This window comes from Pontibacter populi (assembly GCF_019336435.1).
Classification (GTDB): domain Bacteria; phylum Bacteroidota; class Bacteroidia; order Cytophagales; family Hymenobacteraceae; genus Pontibacter; species Pontibacter humidus.
In genome coordinates this window covers 1,101,856-1,115,683 of record NZ_JAHWXQ010000002.1, presented here as the reverse complement: position 1 = coordinate 1,115,683, position 13,828 = coordinate 1,101,856, and the positions used below count along the sequence as shown (strand labels likewise).

The 13,828-nt window shown below is 44.5% G+C and carries 18 protein-coding genes; 7 read left to right on the top strand and 11 right to left on the bottom strand.

Features of this window, described 5'->3' with window-relative positions; genetic code table 11:
- Nucleotides 1-1,245, bottom strand: coding sequence for a 3-deoxy-D-manno-octulosonic acid transferase (locus KYK27_RS11355; protein WP_199110111.1), 1,245 nt, complete (start codon nt 1,243-1,245; stop codon nt 1-3).
- Between the two features lie 115 nt (nt 1,246-1,360).
- Between KYK27_RS11355 and KYK27_RS11350 the strand changes: the two genes are divergently transcribed.
- The 3 genes from KYK27_RS11350 to crcB all read left to right on the top strand — a co-directional run bounded on the left by KYK27_RS11350 (nt 1,361) and on the right by crcB (nt 2,904).
- Complete coding sequence (locus KYK27_RS11350; RefSeq protein WP_199110110.1) at nt 1,361-1,990, top strand: HAD family hydrolase; 630 nt, start codon at nt 1,361-1,363, stop codon at nt 1,988-1,990.
- Nucleotides 1,991-2,082: 92 nt separating this feature from the next.
- The gene (locus KYK27_RS11345; RefSeq protein WP_199110109.1) at nt 2,083-2,511 is read left to right on the top strand and encodes a VOC family protein; all 429 of its coding nucleotides are present in this window, start codon (nt 2,083-2,085) and stop codon (nt 2,509-2,511) included.
- 21 nt (nt 2,512-2,532) lie between these two features.
- Nucleotides 2,533-2,904 (top strand): fluoride efflux transporter CrcB, encoded by a 372-nt coding sequence (crcB, locus tag KYK27_RS11340; protein WP_199110108.1) that lies wholly within the window; start codon nt 2,533-2,535, stop codon nt 2,902-2,904.
- Between the two features lie 2 nt (nt 2,905-2,906).
- Here the strand turns inward: crcB and KYK27_RS11335 are convergent, their stop codons facing one another.
- The gene (locus tag KYK27_RS11335) at nt 2,907-3,221 is read right to left on the bottom strand and encodes a winged helix-turn-helix transcriptional regulator (RefSeq protein ID WP_199110107.1); all 315 of its coding nucleotides are present in this window, start codon (nt 3,219-3,221) and stop codon (nt 2,907-2,909) included.
- A 122-nt stretch (nt 3,222-3,343) separates the two neighbouring features.
- Between KYK27_RS11335 and KYK27_RS11330 the strand changes: the two genes are divergently transcribed.
- Nucleotides 3,344-4,255 carry a ClpXP adapter SpxH family protein gene (locus KYK27_RS11330; RefSeq protein ID WP_199110106.1) on the top strand — a complete coding sequence of 304 codons (912 nt, stop codon included), beginning with the start codon at nt 3,344-3,346 and terminating at the stop codon, nt 4,253-4,255.
- A 79-nt stretch (nt 4,256-4,334) separates the two neighbouring features.
- Here KYK27_RS11330 and KYK27_RS11325 read toward each other — a convergent pair whose 3' ends face one another.
- Together KYK27_RS11325 and KYK27_RS11320 are read right to left on the bottom strand one after the other, a co-directional pair.
- Complete coding sequence (locus KYK27_RS11325; protein WP_199110105.1) at nt 4,335-4,964, bottom strand: peroxiredoxin; 630 nt, start codon at nt 4,962-4,964, stop codon at nt 4,335-4,337.
- Nucleotides 4,965-4,983: 19 nt separating this feature from the next.
- On the bottom strand, nt 4,984-5,457 hold the full coding sequence (locus KYK27_RS11320) for a Fur family transcriptional regulator (protein WP_199110104.1): 474 nt from the start codon (nt 5,455-5,457) through the stop codon (nt 4,984-4,986).
- 380 nt (nt 5,458-5,837) lie between these two features.
- Between KYK27_RS11320 and KYK27_RS11315 the strand changes: the two genes are divergently transcribed.
- Entirely contained in the window at nt 5,838-6,356 is a 519-nt protein-coding gene (locus tag KYK27_RS11315; RefSeq protein ID WP_199110103.1) for a hypothetical protein, read from the top strand.
- 239 nt (nt 6,357-6,595) lie between these two features.
- Here KYK27_RS11315 and KYK27_RS11310 read toward each other — a convergent pair whose 3' ends face one another.
- The 3 genes from KYK27_RS11310 to KYK27_RS11300 all read right to left on the bottom strand — a co-directional run bounded on the left by KYK27_RS11310 (nt 6,596) and on the right by KYK27_RS11300 (nt 9,100).
- Entirely contained in the window at nt 6,596-7,369 is a 774-nt protein-coding gene (locus KYK27_RS11310; protein ID WP_199110102.1) for an enoyl-CoA hydratase-related protein, read from the bottom strand.
- A 91-nt stretch (nt 7,370-7,460) separates the two neighbouring features.
- Nucleotides 7,461-7,607 carry a hypothetical protein gene (locus KYK27_RS11305; RefSeq protein WP_199110101.1) on the bottom strand — a complete coding sequence of 49 codons (147 nt, stop codon included), beginning with the start codon at nt 7,605-7,607 and terminating at the stop codon, nt 7,461-7,463.
- Nucleotides 7,608-7,840: 233 nt separating this feature from the next.
- Nucleotides 7,841-9,100, bottom strand: coding sequence for an aspartate kinase (locus KYK27_RS11300; RefSeq protein WP_199110100.1), 1,260 nt, complete (start codon nt 9,098-9,100; stop codon nt 7,841-7,843).
- A 100-nt stretch (nt 9,101-9,200) separates the two neighbouring features.
- Here KYK27_RS11300 and fbp point away from each other — a divergent pair, with 100 nt between their 5' ends.
- A complete protein-coding gene (fbp, locus tag KYK27_RS11295; RefSeq protein WP_199110099.1) occupies nt 9,201-10,208 on the top strand; it encodes a class 1 fructose-bisphosphatase in 1,008 nt (335 codons plus the stop codon).
- Nucleotides 10,209-10,218: 10 nt separating this feature from the next.
- On the opposite strand, the gene KYK27_RS11290 is transcribed toward fbp, so the two are convergent.
- From KYK27_RS11290 to yihA, 4 genes are all read right to left on the bottom strand, one after another.
- Nucleotides 10,219-10,530 (bottom strand): hypothetical protein, encoded by a 312-nt coding sequence (locus KYK27_RS11290; RefSeq protein WP_199110098.1) that lies wholly within the window; start codon nt 10,528-10,530, stop codon nt 10,219-10,221.
- Between the two features lie 61 nt (nt 10,531-10,591).
- Nucleotides 10,592-11,107: a DUF5606 domain-containing protein gene (locus KYK27_RS11285; protein ID WP_199110097.1), complete on the bottom strand. Its 516-nt coding sequence runs from the start codon at nt 11,105-11,107 to the stop codon at nt 10,592-10,594.
- Between the two features lie 18 nt (nt 11,108-11,125).
- On the bottom strand, nt 11,126-11,530 hold the full coding sequence (locus tag KYK27_RS11280) for an energy transducer TonB (protein WP_199110096.1): 405 nt from the start codon (nt 11,528-11,530) through the stop codon (nt 11,126-11,128).
- A 35-nt stretch (nt 11,531-11,565) separates the two neighbouring features.
- Complete coding sequence (yihA, locus tag KYK27_RS11275) at nt 11,566-12,174, bottom strand: ribosome biogenesis GTP-binding protein YihA/YsxC (RefSeq protein ID WP_199110095.1); 609 nt, start codon at nt 12,172-12,174, stop codon at nt 11,566-11,568.
- Nucleotides 12,175-12,359: 185 nt separating this feature from the next.
- Here yihA and KYK27_RS11270 point away from each other — a divergent pair, with 185 nt between their 5' ends.
- The gene (locus tag KYK27_RS11270) at nt 12,360-13,622 is read left to right on the top strand and encodes a tetratricopeptide repeat protein (RefSeq protein WP_199110094.1); all 1,263 of its coding nucleotides are present in this window, start codon (nt 12,360-12,362) and stop codon (nt 13,620-13,622) included.
- Nucleotides 13,623-13,828: the final 206 nt, after the last annotated feature.

Here is a 13,828-nt window from a genome sequence, read left to right as displayed (position 1 = left end):
TTATCTTTTTAACAGGCGCTGTATGTCGGCCATAATTTGTGTAGTGGCACCTGCCTGCTCTTGTACGTATTGTTTTTCGGTGTCGGTTATAGTTTGGCGCGCTCCGTGTGTGGTATGTACTTTTTCAAAAGCAGCAAGCAGCTTATCGAAATTATTTACAGGCAAGGCACAGCCCAGCTTTACCAGATCCACCGCTTCCTGAAACTTGCTATACTTTGGTCCGAAAAACAGCGGCAGCCCAAACACGGCAGCTTCTAAGGTATTATGTAAGCCTTTGCCAAATGCCCCGCCTATAAATGCATAAGTGCCATAACTATAGAGCGCCGACAGCATGCCGATATTATCGATCACCAGCACTTTATAGTTGGCTATAGTTGCCGCATCAGCCTGTGAGAACCGTACTGCTCCATCGCCTATAGTTTGTATCAGTGTTGTAATGCCACTTTCGTGTATCTCGTGCGGCGCAATAATAAATTTTATGGTTGACTTATACTTCTGGATAAGCGGTAAAAGCACCTCAATATCAGCGGGCCAGCTACTGCCTACCATAAACACCTCGCTACCATTCGTAAATGCATCTACCAACGGAATCGGTTTTATAGTGGCGGCTGTCTGCAGTACCCTGTCGAAGCGCGTATCGCCGGCTATAGTTGCGTTGGTTATGCCTATAGTTTGCAGCAGCTCCAGCGATGTTTGGTTCTGGGTATAGATGTGTGTAAAACGGCGCAGCATGTTGCGGTTAAACTCCCCGTAAGGCTTAAAGAAAACCTGCTCCGGCCGGAAAATTGCCGAAATAGAAAGTATCGGAATGTGTCGCTGCTCCAGCTCCTGCAGGTAATAATGCCAGAACTCGTACTTCACAAACACTGCCAGCTTTGGCTGAACTATAGCTATATATTTGCGGGCATTGGCAGCGCTATCCAGCGGCAAGTAATAGATGTAATCGGCTCCGCTATAGTTTTTGCGCACCTCGTACCCGGAAGGAGAGAAGAAGGTAAGCATCACTTTGTACTCCGGAAACTCGGCTTTAAACGCTTCTATAACCGGGCGTCCCTGTTCAAACTCGCCCAGCGACGCACAATGAAACCATACTACCGGCGCTGTGTTGCCCGCAAAAGCCTGCTCCAGCTTCTCAAACTGGTTTTCGCGGCCCTGCAGCATCAGCTTTGCCTTCTGGTTAAAAGGAGCAGCCACGGTCAGTAGTCCGTTGTAAGCTTTCAGGCCGATATCGTAGAGTAGTTTCAAAACAGGTGTTACAGGTTTGGTGCAAATATAGCGGTTTAGGCGGTATTAGTTGGGTACAGCCTTATCTCGGCTAACTATAGTTGCGTACTACCTTTACCTAAACAGTGAACCCACTATGGCAGATAGCAGCGAAAAGGAGATAAAAATAGCAGTTTTTGACCTGAACAAGACTTTTTATAACAAGAGCTCCAAAGACGAGTTCTTCAAGTTTATCAGCACTAAAAAGCCGCATAAGTTAGCCTACTATTTTCAGATGCTCTACTATAAAGCGCTGCTTAAAATGCACCAGATCAGGCAGACCGAGTTTAAGGAAAACTTCTTTAATTACCTGGATAACATGCCGCCGAAGCAGGTAAAAGCCTACGCCAAAGAGTTCTGGGAGAAAGAGTATCCGGATAATTTTAACCAGGAAATAAAAGCCCGCCTGGATAAATTGAAAGAGCAGGGAGTTCAGGTATTCTGCGCTACTGGGGGACTCGAGATATACGTGGAACCCTTGTTTGAGCTTTATAAGATTGATGGTTTTTTTGGGACGAAGGCTAACTATACAGACAATACCTATTTGGTAGATGGCAAGGCTTGCAAAGACGAAGAAAAGATAGCCCGTTTGGACAAGCATTTCAAAGGCAAAAAGTATAAAATTATAGAAGCCTACTCTGATGATAAGGAAGATATTCTGGATGAAGCAGACAAGGCCTGGTTGGTGAAAAAAGGAGAGGTCGTACCGTATAAAAAAGGCAAATGAACTATAGTTTACCTGGTTGGGATAGATTTTAAATGTTCTATATTTGGAAGTAGTAAACAAACACAACTATAACCTAACCTTATAACTGTAACATGGCATCAATCAGCCCTTACCTGACATTTGCAGGCACCTGCGAAGAAGCTTTCAACTTTTACAGATCTGTTTTTGGCGGCGATTTCCCATACGTAGGCCGTTTTAAAGACATGCCATCCGAAAACCCGATCCAGGAATCAGAAGGCGACAAGATCATGCACATTTCCTTGCCGATCAGCAAAGAAACCACCTTGATGGGCAGCGACTCTTCTGATGCGTTCGGACACGCAACTGTAATGGGCAACAACTTTTCTATCTCTATCAACGCCGATAACGAAGACGAAGCAAAGCGTTTATTCGATGGTTTGTCAGAAGGTGGCAACGTAACCATGCCGTTGAACAAAACTTTCTGGGGTGCGCTGTTTGGCATGTTTACCGACAAATTCGGTATTAACTGGATGGTGAACTACGATTACGAACAGAAGTAATAAACTGAACTATAGTTTAGTATGAAGATAATACTGGCAATTGGGGCAGGCAGTTTTATAGGTGGCGTGGGGCGTTACCTGTTATCGCAGCTTATACAAACAAAAAGCCTGACCCATTTTCCGGTTGGTACGCTGGTAGTAAATATAGTGGGCTGTTTTCTGATCGGGGTAGTTTTTGGTTTTTTTGCCAAAGGTAGTATATCAGACGAATGGCGTTTGTTTTTGGTAACTGGTGTGTTGGGTGGCTTTACTACTTTCTCGGCCTTTTCCGGAGAAACGATAGGTCTGCTGCAAGGCGGTCAGTATGGCCCGGCTATAGTTTATGTGTTGGCAAGCGTACTGCTCGGGTTACTGGCTACTTTCATCGGGCTGTGGCTGGTAAAGCTGGTGTAAGATCAGTTCAGAAAGCCTTCCATACTTTTAAAAACCGACACCATTGCCAGTCCTCTCTCCGATAAAGTATACTCAATGTGGAGTGGTTTTTCCTGCACCACCGTCTTCACCAAAATATCTGCTTCTTCCATCTCTTTTAGCGCCGTAGCCACCGATTGTTTGTTAGAGCCCTGCAACTGGCGTAGTAAACTATTGAAGCGTAACGGTCCATCCAGCGCCAGCCTGTAAATCTGCGGCTTCCACTTTCCGGATAATTGCTTTAATATGTTCTCGGCGGGGCAGCTCGCCTCGCCTTGTGGTAAATTATTGGTAGTCATGTTTTTTTGACTAATTGACTCTTCTGAAATATAGCCCGACCTTTGTAAAAGTAATTTCTTAAAGCCTGTTGGCTACTAAGGTAACAGGTTACTATTTACAAAGTTTAACGAAAGATAAAACCATGGAGACGAAACCACAAATGCATTGCGATATAGAAACCGGTATTTGCGAAATTCCGGGAACACAGGCAACCACAGAGGCTACCAACATTGCAGCAGACCGTAAACCAATCAAACTATTATACTTTACCGACCCAATCTGTTCTTCGTGCTGGGGCATCGACCCGCAACTAAAGAAACTGGCACTGGAGTACGGACCATATTTTGAAATAGAGTACCGCATGGGTGGCCTGCTGCCGAGCTGGGAAGCTTATGGTGGCCGCGATGTGAACGGACCTGCCAGCGTAGCCCAGCACTGGGAAGAAGCCGGCGCGCATTACGAAATGCCAATAGATGGTGACCTGTGGCTAGAAGATCCACTACCATCTTCTTATCCGCCATCTATAGCCTTTAAAGCGGCCCAACTGCAAGGCGAGGAAAAAGCCGTGAAATTCCTGAGAAGAATAAAAGAGATGATCTTCCTGGAGAAGAAAAACATTGCCCGCTGGGATAACCTGGCACTTGCCGCAGAGCAAACCGGCCTGGATGTAGCGCAGTTAAAAACTGACTTCGAAGGAAAAGCCGTAGAGCTGTTTCAGCAAGACCTGACGTTGGCTCGCCAGCTGGGCGTAAGAGGATTCCCAACCATTTTTGTGGCCGACGAAAAGGATAACCGCTTGCTGGTTTATGGCTCAAGACCTTACGAGCAGTACGAGCAGGCATTGTTGCAGCTGCACCCGGAAGCGAAAAAACAGGTTTATGAAACTGGCTACACTTCGCTTTTTGCCAACTATAGCACGCTTACCACTAAAGAGTTTTCGGTGCTATCGGGTATGAAAACTAGTGAGGCAGAAGAATATTTGATGGAGCTGCACGCTGAAGGCAAGATTGGAAAGTATGCTTCCAAGAACGGCGCTTTGTGGATGAAGCAGTAAGTCCAACTATAGACTATAAAAACAAAAATCCCCGGCAAGGCTGCCGGGGATTTTTTTATCAATAAGTTACTTTTAAAGCTTAGTGCTTTGCAAGGTAGTTAGATACACCTTCTTTCGTTGCCTGCATCGCTTCTTTACCTTCAGACCAGTTTGCCGGGCAAACTTCGCCTTTCTCTTCGAAATACTGCAGGGCATCTACCATACGCAGTGCCTCGTCGATAGAACGGCCAAGTGGAAGATCGTTCACTACCTGGTGACGAACCACACCTTCTTTGTCGATCAGGAACAAGCCACGGTAAGCAACCGGTTCGCCAACAAATTCTACTTCACCATCTTCGTTGTACTCGTAGTGGCCAGCCAATACGTCGTAGTTCTGAGAAATAGTTTTAGCCGCATCAGCTACTAACGGATAGTTAACATCTGCAATACCACCCTGGTCGCGCGGAGTACTTAACCATGCAAAGTGAGAGAAGTGTGTATCAGTTGAGCAACCAACTACAGCTACGTTCTTACGCTCAAATTCTTCCATTCTGTCCTGGAAGGCAATGATCTCAGTTGGGCAAACAAACGTGAAGTCCATTGGATAAAAGAAGAAGATCACGTGCTTTTTGCCGATATATTGGTCAAGAGAGAAGTTTTCTACAAACTCGCCATTCTCTACGGCCATTGCTTTAAACGAAGGTGCTTTTTTACCTACTAATACTGCCATTTTATATATTTATTTAGTTTTAAAGATTCTGGTTACTAACTCCCGAAATGCTGATTTGTTTATCCGGCTCCACCTTCTTGCCTGTCAGCTGCACTGCAAAACTCTTGATCTCAAAGTTCTCTACCTGCCGCTTGCTAAAGAAATCACGCAACACAATTTCAAGCTCCGGGTCATCAAAATCGATGATTTCGCGGGTATTGCTGCAGTAAATGTGACTATGCGTAGTGGTGTTGGTGTCGTATCGCTTACCGCCTTCTTCCGTCAGTACGCGACGTACTAATTCAGCCTCTGCAAAGGTGTCTAAGGTTTTGTAAACAGTGCCTAAGGAGATGCTGGGGTTTGCCGGTTTAAGATGTTGATACACTTCTTCGGCGGTAGGATGGTGGCCGTGCAGCGCAACTATAGCTTCGTACACCACCATGCGCTGACTTGTGGCCTTTAAGCCCGAAGCTGCAATATGTTTGTGTAGTTCCTGCCGTGTAAGTTGCTGCATTTCTAAATAAGAATTTTTCCTAACTAGGAATTTATGCTGCAAAGGTAAGGACTATAGTTAAAATATAAAAGTAAAGCTCAGAAAGATGTTAGTAGACAAGGGAACTTAGAGGGTTAAATGAAGTTAGAAAATTATTTATAGTTTGTGAATGTAGGAGCTAAAGAGTCTGGAGTAAATTTTCTTAACTATAAAATAAATTGAGCGATAGCATAGCCAATGGCTACGCATGGAAGCGGTGAAGAAACGACATAGATGTTGGCTATACTGTACACTTTAAAGCTAGCGAAGTATGACTTGTTAGTGGTAACACCTACAAGGGCAGGATAGTGTAGCCGAAGTATAACAAATTCTGTTTTGGACTTACAATACGCCTGCTTAATATGAGCGAAACATTTCAACTGCGGATTACAAATCCGAAAGAGCAGTCAGGTACACCCCTGCAATCCGTATACACCTGTAAAGTAAAACCAATACAGCCAATGGAGCAGAATTTTATACATTATAAGAATAGCCTGGGCCGGCGTTACTGCACAATCAGGTACCTGGAAAACAACAAAGCACTATCGATTATCTGGAAAGGCACAGCCACCGGAGAAAGTATAAAAGATGTGGAGGATGGAATACGTGAAATACTTGGAAGGCATGATTGCCGCGCCGTTATAATCGATGTACAGGATTTCTTTGATGCTTCCACCGAGTTCTTGACTGATATAATAAAGTCTGATTGGATTAAAAAAGCGGGGGGTAACTCGGGTATTCGGTTTATAGCCAATGTATTAAGCCCAGGAGCAGCAATACCAACAGCAACTCCTGAAAGTGTCTATGGTCCAGAGATGAAGTTCTTTTATCATAAATTGGAAGCCGTAGAGTGGATTAACTACAACGTTTTAAAAGACTGAAGCGGGACAGGTGTAGAATTAGCAGACCTTGACCGCACTTAAAGATTGAAAGAATTAAGTATCAAGTTCATTCGCATTTGAAAGATGTCTTCCAGCAATAGAGGGCGGTACTGGATGAAATAAAAGCTAACTTTAGCAAGAACAGGTAGTGAAGTGCAATACAGTTCAAAGTGGTAAGTAAAAACACCCCTCCTAAGACGAGGAGGGGTTGAATGACCTTCTAACTCCTAACCTATAACCTATTTTCCTTTAAATTCCGGTCTGCGTTTTTCGACAAAGGCATTCATGCCTTCGGTCTGGTCTTCAGAGGCAAAGCATAGATAGAAGTTCTTACGCTCAAAATGTAAACCTTCATCCAACTGCGTTTCAAAAGCACGGTTTACAGATTCCTTCGCCAGCTTTATAGCTACCGGAGACATCTGGGCAATTTCTCCGGCCAGTTTAAAAGCTTCTTCCAGGTATAGTTCTACAGGCACTACGCGATTGATCAGGCCTTGCTTTTCAGCTTCTTCGGCGGGCATAAACTTACCGGTCAATACCATTTCCATGGCTTTTGCTTTACCGATAGCTTTGGTTAAGCGTTGTGTTCCGCCTGCGCCCGGCATTACCCCGATTTTAATTTCAGGCTGGCCAAACATGGCTGTTTCAGAGGCGATGATCATGTCGCAGGTCATAGCCAGTTCGCAACCGCCACCCAATGCAAATCCGGACACAGCAGCTATAATTGGTTTTTTAGTCTTTCGGATCTGGTCCCAGGTAGAGAACTGATCGATGTTGAGCATGTCGATAGCCGTTTTGCCAGCCATTTGTTTAATATCGGCGCCAGCAGCAAAAGCACGTTCGTTACCGGTTATAACTATAGCCCGCACGTTCTCATCCTCGTCTAGCTGTTTTAGGGCATCGCGCAATTCCCCCATCAACTGCAGGTTAAGCGCGTTCAGTTCTTTAGGTCTGTTTAATTGGATAAGGGCAACGTTCGGCTGTGCCTGTGATGTAACAAGTATAAATTCCATAGTTAAAATTTCAGAGTTAATGTGCAGGCTAATTTAAAGCTTTTTGTGGCAAGCACATAAAAAAAGCCTGCTTCGTAGCAGGCTTATATTTTTAGATGGCGATCTCTTGAGGCTCAGGGTTTGTTACTATGCGATAGTAAAGTTTCTTTATCTGTTTTGGCTCATAGTCATTAGCCGGGAAAGCATAATGCTCCACAGGCCGGGCCTTTGCTGGGTTTACCAACTGTGGTACCTCCATAACATAACCCAGGTATAACAACCCACACAGTAAGCATAACTTTACGACAAATAACTTATTTACTTTCTCAACAGGTTGCATAGGAGCCGTAATATTTAGTAGGAGCGACAGTTCTTATATACGCAGATTCTAATATTTAGAAACTGTAATTAATCAGGAACTTTTGCTACACAATGTGCAAATATACATAACCTACATAAAATATATACTATTTGTTGCGTGAAATATATACTTTATTTACTAACAAATTGAAATGTAGTGCGCGTCCGCTGTTCCAGAAGCACCTGCTTGCCATCTATAGTTTTGTTAATGCTGTTGGTGTCGTAGTTTTTTATAGTATATAGTGTAAGCCCTGTGTTATAGTGTATAATAAACTCATCCTGTAGGGTTTGCAAAAGTTTCTCCAGGCGCTGCTCATGGCAGTCGGTACACACTGAGAAGGAGATAGCAGAATTCTGCATCAGGTTTATTTTGAGGCGTAGCTCTGAGAGGGCATTGAAGATAGTCCCTAAGTTCTTCTCAGAGATAAATGTAAAATCTTTAACACTGAAGGAGATAAGGCACTGGTTCTCCTTAATAATATATGCAGGAGCCAGTTTCTGGTAACGGCAGTCGCATATTTTGGTGCCTTCGCCGGCTGGGTTCAGGAAGGACTTTACGTAAAGCGGAATTAAGCGATTGGCGAGCGGCTTTATAGTTTTAGGGTGAATAACTGAGGCACCGTAATAAGCCATTTCCACCGTTTCCTGATACGATATTTCGGGATAGCGAACCGTTTCAGTAAAATATTTAGGGTCCGCATTCAGCAGGCCATCCACATCTTTCCAGATATACATGGCTTCAGCGTGCAGGCAATAGGCAAAAATGGCGCCGCTAAAATCAGAGCCTTCGCGGCCAAGCGTAGTAGTCTGGCCATTGTTGGTGCCCCCTAAAAACCCTTGTGTAACTATAAGTTGCTGTTCGAGTATAGTGGGCAGGTCGCGCTTTATCAGTCGTTCGGTCCAGTTCCAGTCTATTTTGGCTTCGCGCCAGGTAGTATCGGTCTGTATGTACTTACGGCTGTCTATCCAGGTATTCGTAAACTGCTGGAGCTGCAAAAAGTGGTGTAGTATAACAGAGGCCATTAGTTCGCCGAAGCTTACGGTCTGGTCGTATAGTTGGTCGTAACCAGCCTGACGGTTAAGGGTTTGCAACGTATCGTTTAATTTAGAGAACAGGTGCTCCAACTCTTCGTATACAGGGTGACTTTCGTCCGGGAACAATGCCTGCACTACCTCAAAATGGTAATCACGGCTCTGCTGCAACGTGTTGTTATAATCTTTGTTATGAAAGGCCTGGTCAAAAACCTGCTCCAATGCATTGGTAGTTTTGCCCATAGCCGACACAACAATAAGCAGCTTGCTTTTACTACCATGGTTCTGCACTATTTGCGCAAGGTTCCGGAAAGCGTCGGCACTTTTAACGGATGCACCACCAAACTTGTATATTTTCATTCCTTCAGGGATAATAACACGTAAAAATAGGTAGCCTTCGTTTATGAATCAAAAAATGATATTTTTGTACTACTATATTTAGATCAAACCATCTGCTCTTATGAATTTCAATCTTGCTATACCTGTAGGTACTACCCTTGACAGGTTTATTATGAGAAAACAGGAAGCTTTTCCGTTTGCAACAGGAGAACTTTCTCAATTACTGCGAGATATTGCGCTGGCAGGTAAAATCGTGAACCGCGAAATTAACCGCGCAGGCCTGCTTGATGTGACCGGAGCTTACGGTCAACAGAACGTGCAGGGAGAGGAGCAACAAAAACTGGACGTGATTGCCAATATCCGCTTCATCAGGGCGCTCCGAAACGGTGGTGAAGTATGCACGATCATCTCTGAGGAAGAAGATGAGGCTATACATACAGGCAATAAGAAAGGCAAGTACATTGTAGCCATAGATCCTTTGGATGGTTCGTCTAACATTGATGTGAACGTATCTATCGGAACAATCTTCTCTATTTACAGAAGAAAGTCAGAAACTGGCTGCGATGGAACTATGGAAGATTGCCTGCAGATGGGAACACAGCAGGTGGCGGCGGGCTATATTATCTATGGTTCGTCTACGATGCTGGTATACACAACTGGGCACGGTGTAAACGGTTTCACCTACGATCCGTCGCTTGGTGAGTTTTTCCTGTCGCACCCGGATATTAAAACACCGGCGAACGGTAATGTTTATTCCTGCAACGAAGGCAGCGTGAACAGCTTCCCGGAAAGCATTAAGCAGTACCTGAACTATTGCAAAGAGAACAATTATTCTGCGCGTTACATCGGTTCGCTTGTAGCCGATTTCCATAGAAACCTACTGAAGGGTGGTGTATATATTTACCCGTCAACAGCAAAGGCACCAAATGGTAAACTTCGCCTGATGTATGAGTGCAACGCGCTGGCTTATATAGTAGAGCAGGCTGGCGGTAAAGCGACCAATGGCAGCCGCCGTATTCTGGAAATTGAGCCAACCGAATTACACCAGCGTTGCCCGTTGGTAATAGGCTCCCCGGAGATGGTTGATAAAGTAGAAGAGTTTATTAAAAGCGAAGTAGCAGCTGTTTAAACTATAGCTTTTAATTAGAACGATATATAAAGCGGGTCTGCGCCTTTTGCAGTTCCCGCTTTATTATTAAATGGGCTATACGGTCTGCCACTTCAGGTTCGGAGGGGAGCAGCATGGCCTGTTTTACCTGGTGTTCGTCTACATCTATGCGGTAAAGAATATTCAGGAGGCGGTTCAGGTCAGTCTGTAACAGTTGCTGCACGGCCAGGGCTACTTTATGCTGGAGCTCAGCCATGCTGTGTGTTTGTTGCAGATCATCTGTATTGAACAGTTTTTGTAATTGCTGTGTGGCGCCCGAAAGTATTACTGCTGCGTATTCCATTTCTTAAACTATAGTACAGAAACAAAAAAGGCCTTCTTTTGCAGAAGGCCTTTTTATATAGTTACTCTTTTTTCTTTTTGGTCTTTTTCTCTTCTGCCGCTTCAGGTTTTTCTTCTGTTGCTTTGGCTTTCGGAGCTTTCTTTTCAGCTTTTTTCTCTGCCGCTTTCTCCTCTTTTTCCGGTGCAGTAAAACCGATGTGCTGTTTCACTATTCTGTACCAAGTAGCCAGCTTCTTCATGTCCGAAAGGTAAACACGCTCTTCGTCAAAGTCAGGCAGTATTTGTTCCATAAAGGCCTTGTACTCATGGTCCGCTGGTTTTTCGCTCAGTGGCAGGTCATCGCCATACTTTTCGTTGATGCGGTCGAACACCTCAGCCAGTGGCACGGTTGTTTCTTCATCAGTAGTATAGATAGAGATCTCATCCAGTAACGACATACGCTGGCGTGCCTGAGCAACCATACGCTGCGGCTTGTCAGATAAAGACTCAACGATAACACCGGTACGTGTAGGAGCTACCACACGGTACAGGCCGTTCATGCCGGAAATGGCTGCAACTTGTCTTAGATCAATAGGCATAGAGAATAAAAACTTTTATTATAGTTTAAACTGAATAGGTATACTAACATTAAGGGCATAGCCCGGGGCATTAAATTTAAGTTGTCTGGCTACACGTAACGCTTCTTCGCCAGTGCCGGCACCCGGGTTACGTAATACCTTAAACCCAGACGTAGAGCCATCTTCATTGATCGTAAAGCCGATGATTGCCTCGCCCATAACACGGTTACGTTTAGCCAGCGCCGGATACTGCATTTCTTTGCTGATGAACGCATACATGCCTTCTTTACCACCTTTGTAGTGTTCCGCTGCAGGCAGCACATTATCAGGTATCCAGTAAGCAGGCTTTTCTGTTTTCTCGTCTGTGGTTGTAGCTGTCTGGGCCGAAGCCGTTACTGCCATAAAGGCAAATAAAAGAAACAATAATGAGATTTTAGTTTTCATAAGGGAATTTGATTTAAAATTAAACTCAAGCGGGACTATTGCTGGGTCTGCACCTGTGCATTTACTTCATCTATAAAGGCCAGCAGTTCGTCGCGTCCCGTTCTTTTCTCAGATGAAGTTACAAAAATGCGCGGCAGCTCATCCCATGTTTGCAGCAATGTACGCTTGTAAGCGGCTATAGTTGAGTCCGTCTTAACAGAAGACTGTTTATCAGCTTTCGTAAAAACGATCACAAAAGGCACACCAACCTGCCCTAAATGATTAATAAAATCCATGTCTGTCTTCATCGGCTCATGACGCGAGTCGATCAGTACAAAGATGCAGGTCAGGTTTTCGCGCTTCTGAAAGTAATAGTTTATCATCTTGCGCCAATCGTCGCGGGACCCCTTGCTTACTTTAGCATATCCGTAACCGGGCAAATCCACCAGGTACCAGGTATCATTAATAAGGAAGTGGTTAATAAGCTGGGTTTTGCCAGGCGATGAAGAAGTTTTAGCAAGCCCTTTCTGTTCTGTAAGCATATTGATAAGCGATGACTTACCCACATTAGAGCGGCCAATAAAGGCATATTCAGGCTTGTCTGGTGCCGGACATTCCTCCACGCGGGTATTGCTCATCAAAAATTTTGCTTCTTTTATAACCATGCTGCTTCTTCTGATTTGGTACGATCCCCGGATATTTGTAATATAGGGGTTTGAAAATGTATAAAATTGTTAACTTAAGCATCTGAAGTCAGAACTTAAGTACTTACAAAGGTACGTTTTATTTGCCAAACATGAAGAATATGCCTCTTTACTGGTCACACTTGCCTGGTATAACGCCTAAAAAAATGAAACAGTATAAATTTTGGTCCGCTAAAGGTTTATGCAGCCTACTTTTACTGGTGGCTATAGTTTGCGCTGGCATGCGTATGCCCGATACGGATGCAGCTGATGCCAACATGCGTAAGGCCGACAAAGCGTATGCAAAGGCAGACTTTGCCGAAGCTGCCGAGTGGTATCAGAAAGCACTGGAGAAGGATCCTAATAATGTCATGGCCCTGTACCGGCTGGGAATCAGTCAGCTGGAGCTTCGCGATCCGCGCAAGGCGAAACTAAGTCTGCAAAAAGTATACGACATAGATCCTAAATTTGGGGAAAAGGTGATCGTGAACCTGGCAGAGGCGCTACATCAGAACTATGAGTTTGAGGAAGCAAAAAAATATTACCAGCAGGAGATATACAGCACCGGTCGGGCAGACTGGAACTATGTAGAAGTAATTCGCAAGCGTATTGATGAGTGCAATGCCGGACAGGCGCTGATGGTGCAGCCATCGGTAGCGCAGGTGGTAAACCTTGGAGCAGCTGTAAACTCAAAAGAAGTAGAGTATGTGCCTGTGCTTACTGATAATGACTCTACGCTGCTTTTTACCGTGCACGATGCGCCTGAAGGACCGGAACTGATCAAAGTTTCCAGGAGGTCAGGTGGTGCATGGCAGCGATCTAAAGAATACCTGAAATCAGATAATACCAAGCATGGACAAGCCATTGTAACGATATCGCCTAATGGTAACCTGCTTTACACCTACGCATCTGCTGAAGGGCTGCGAAGCTTTGACCAGGCCAAAGGCGCGTGGGTGAACCCGAAACCACTTCCAATACCTTTAAGCCAGCTAGCAAACGAAACATCAGTACATATAACTGAGGGTGGAGAATTTGCTTTTTTTGCAAGCGACAGGCCCGGTGGCTTTGGCGGACTTGATCTGTATGTGAGTCAGAAGTTCCCGGATGGTAGCTGGAGCGCGGCTATTAACCTTGGCGCAAATATTAATACTGCCCACGACGAAGATGCAGCTTTTGTCGATGCCAAAACAAAGACCTTATACTTTAGCTCCCGCGGCCATAACACCATGGGTGGCTTCGATATTTTTAAGTCTGAGATGCGCGATGGTGCCTGGCAGCCTGTTCAGAACCTGGGTTTCCCGATCAATTCACCGCACGACGACCTTTACTTTACCCTGGACCGCAACCGAACTTCTGCTTATTTCTCATCTGACAGGCCGGGAGGGATGGGATCACTGGATATTTACCAGATAGTGCTGCTCAGTAAGTAACTATACAGCTTTAAAGTAAGAACATTTAACTGCCTGCCTTGTATAAGAGCATGGCAGTTTTTTCTTGTTTAATTATAAAACAAAACCTGAACATATATAAATACCATATTTTTTATATATTTGCCTTTATTCAATTGTTTATTGGGAATATTATAGTTTGGGTGCGGAATTGTGGGAAAACGTGAACTATAGTAAATACGCTGCAA

Bases quoted from the DNA above. Each gene is read 5' to 3' on its own strand.
- KYK27_RS11285 (WP_199110097.1), bottom strand. From the start codon at position 11,107: ATGCCTATTGATCTAAGACAAGTTGCAGCCATTTCCGGCATGAACGGC.
- yihA (WP_199110095.1), bottom strand. From the start codon at position 12,174: ATGGTTATAAAAGAAGCAAAATTTTTGATGAGCAATACCCGCGTGGAG.
- KYK27_RS11280 (WP_199110096.1), bottom strand. From the start codon at position 11,530: ATGAAAACTAAAATCTCATTATTGTTTCTTTTATTTGCCTTTATGGCA.
- KYK27_RS11320 (WP_199110104.1), bottom strand. From the start codon at position 5,457: ATGCAGCAACTTACACGGCAGGAACTACACAAACATATTGCAGCTTCG.
- KYK27_RS11330 (WP_199110106.1), top strand. From the start codon at position 3,344: ATGGAGACGAAACCACAAATGCATTGCGATATAGAAACCGGTATTTGC.
- KYK27_RS11305 (WP_199110101.1), bottom strand. From the start codon at position 7,607: ATGGAGGTACCACAGTTGGTAAACCCAGCAAAGGCCCGGCCTGTGGAG.
- fbp (WP_199110099.1), top strand. From the start codon at position 9,201: ATGAATTTCAATCTTGCTATACCTGTAGGTACTACCCTTGACAGGTTT.
- KYK27_RS11325 (WP_199110105.1), bottom strand. From the start codon at position 4,964: ATGGCAGTATTAGTAGGTAAAAAAGCACCTTCGTTTAAAGCAATGGCC.
- KYK27_RS11290 (WP_199110098.1), bottom strand. From the start codon at position 10,530: ATGGAATACGCAGCAGTAATACTTTCGGGCGCCACACAGCAATTACAA.
- KYK27_RS11350 (WP_199110110.1), top strand. From the start codon at position 1,361: ATGGCAGATAGCAGCGAAAAGGAGATAAAAATAGCAGTTTTTGACCTG.
- KYK27_RS11300 (WP_199110100.1), bottom strand. From the start codon at position 9,100: ATGAAAATATACAAGTTTGGTGGTGCATCCGTTAAAAGTGCCGACGCT.
- KYK27_RS11310 (WP_199110102.1), bottom strand. From the start codon at position 7,369: ATGGAATTTATACTTGTTACATCACAGGCACAGCCGAACGTTGCCCTT.
- KYK27_RS11345 (WP_199110109.1), top strand. From the start codon at position 2,083: ATGGCATCAATCAGCCCTTACCTGACATTTGCAGGCACCTGCGAAGAA.
- KYK27_RS11270 (WP_199110094.1), top strand. From the start codon at position 12,360: ATGAAACAGTATAAATTTTGGTCCGCTAAAGGTTTATGCAGCCTACTT.
- crcB (WP_199110108.1), top strand. From the start codon at position 2,533: ATGAAGATAATACTGGCAATTGGGGCAGGCAGTTTTATAGGTGGCGTG.
- KYK27_RS11315 (WP_199110103.1), top strand. From the start codon at position 5,838: ATGAGCGAAACATTTCAACTGCGGATTACAAATCCGAAAGAGCAGTCA.
- KYK27_RS11335 (WP_199110107.1), bottom strand. From the start codon at position 3,221: ATGACTACCAATAATTTACCACAAGGCGAGGCGAGCTGCCCCGCCGAG.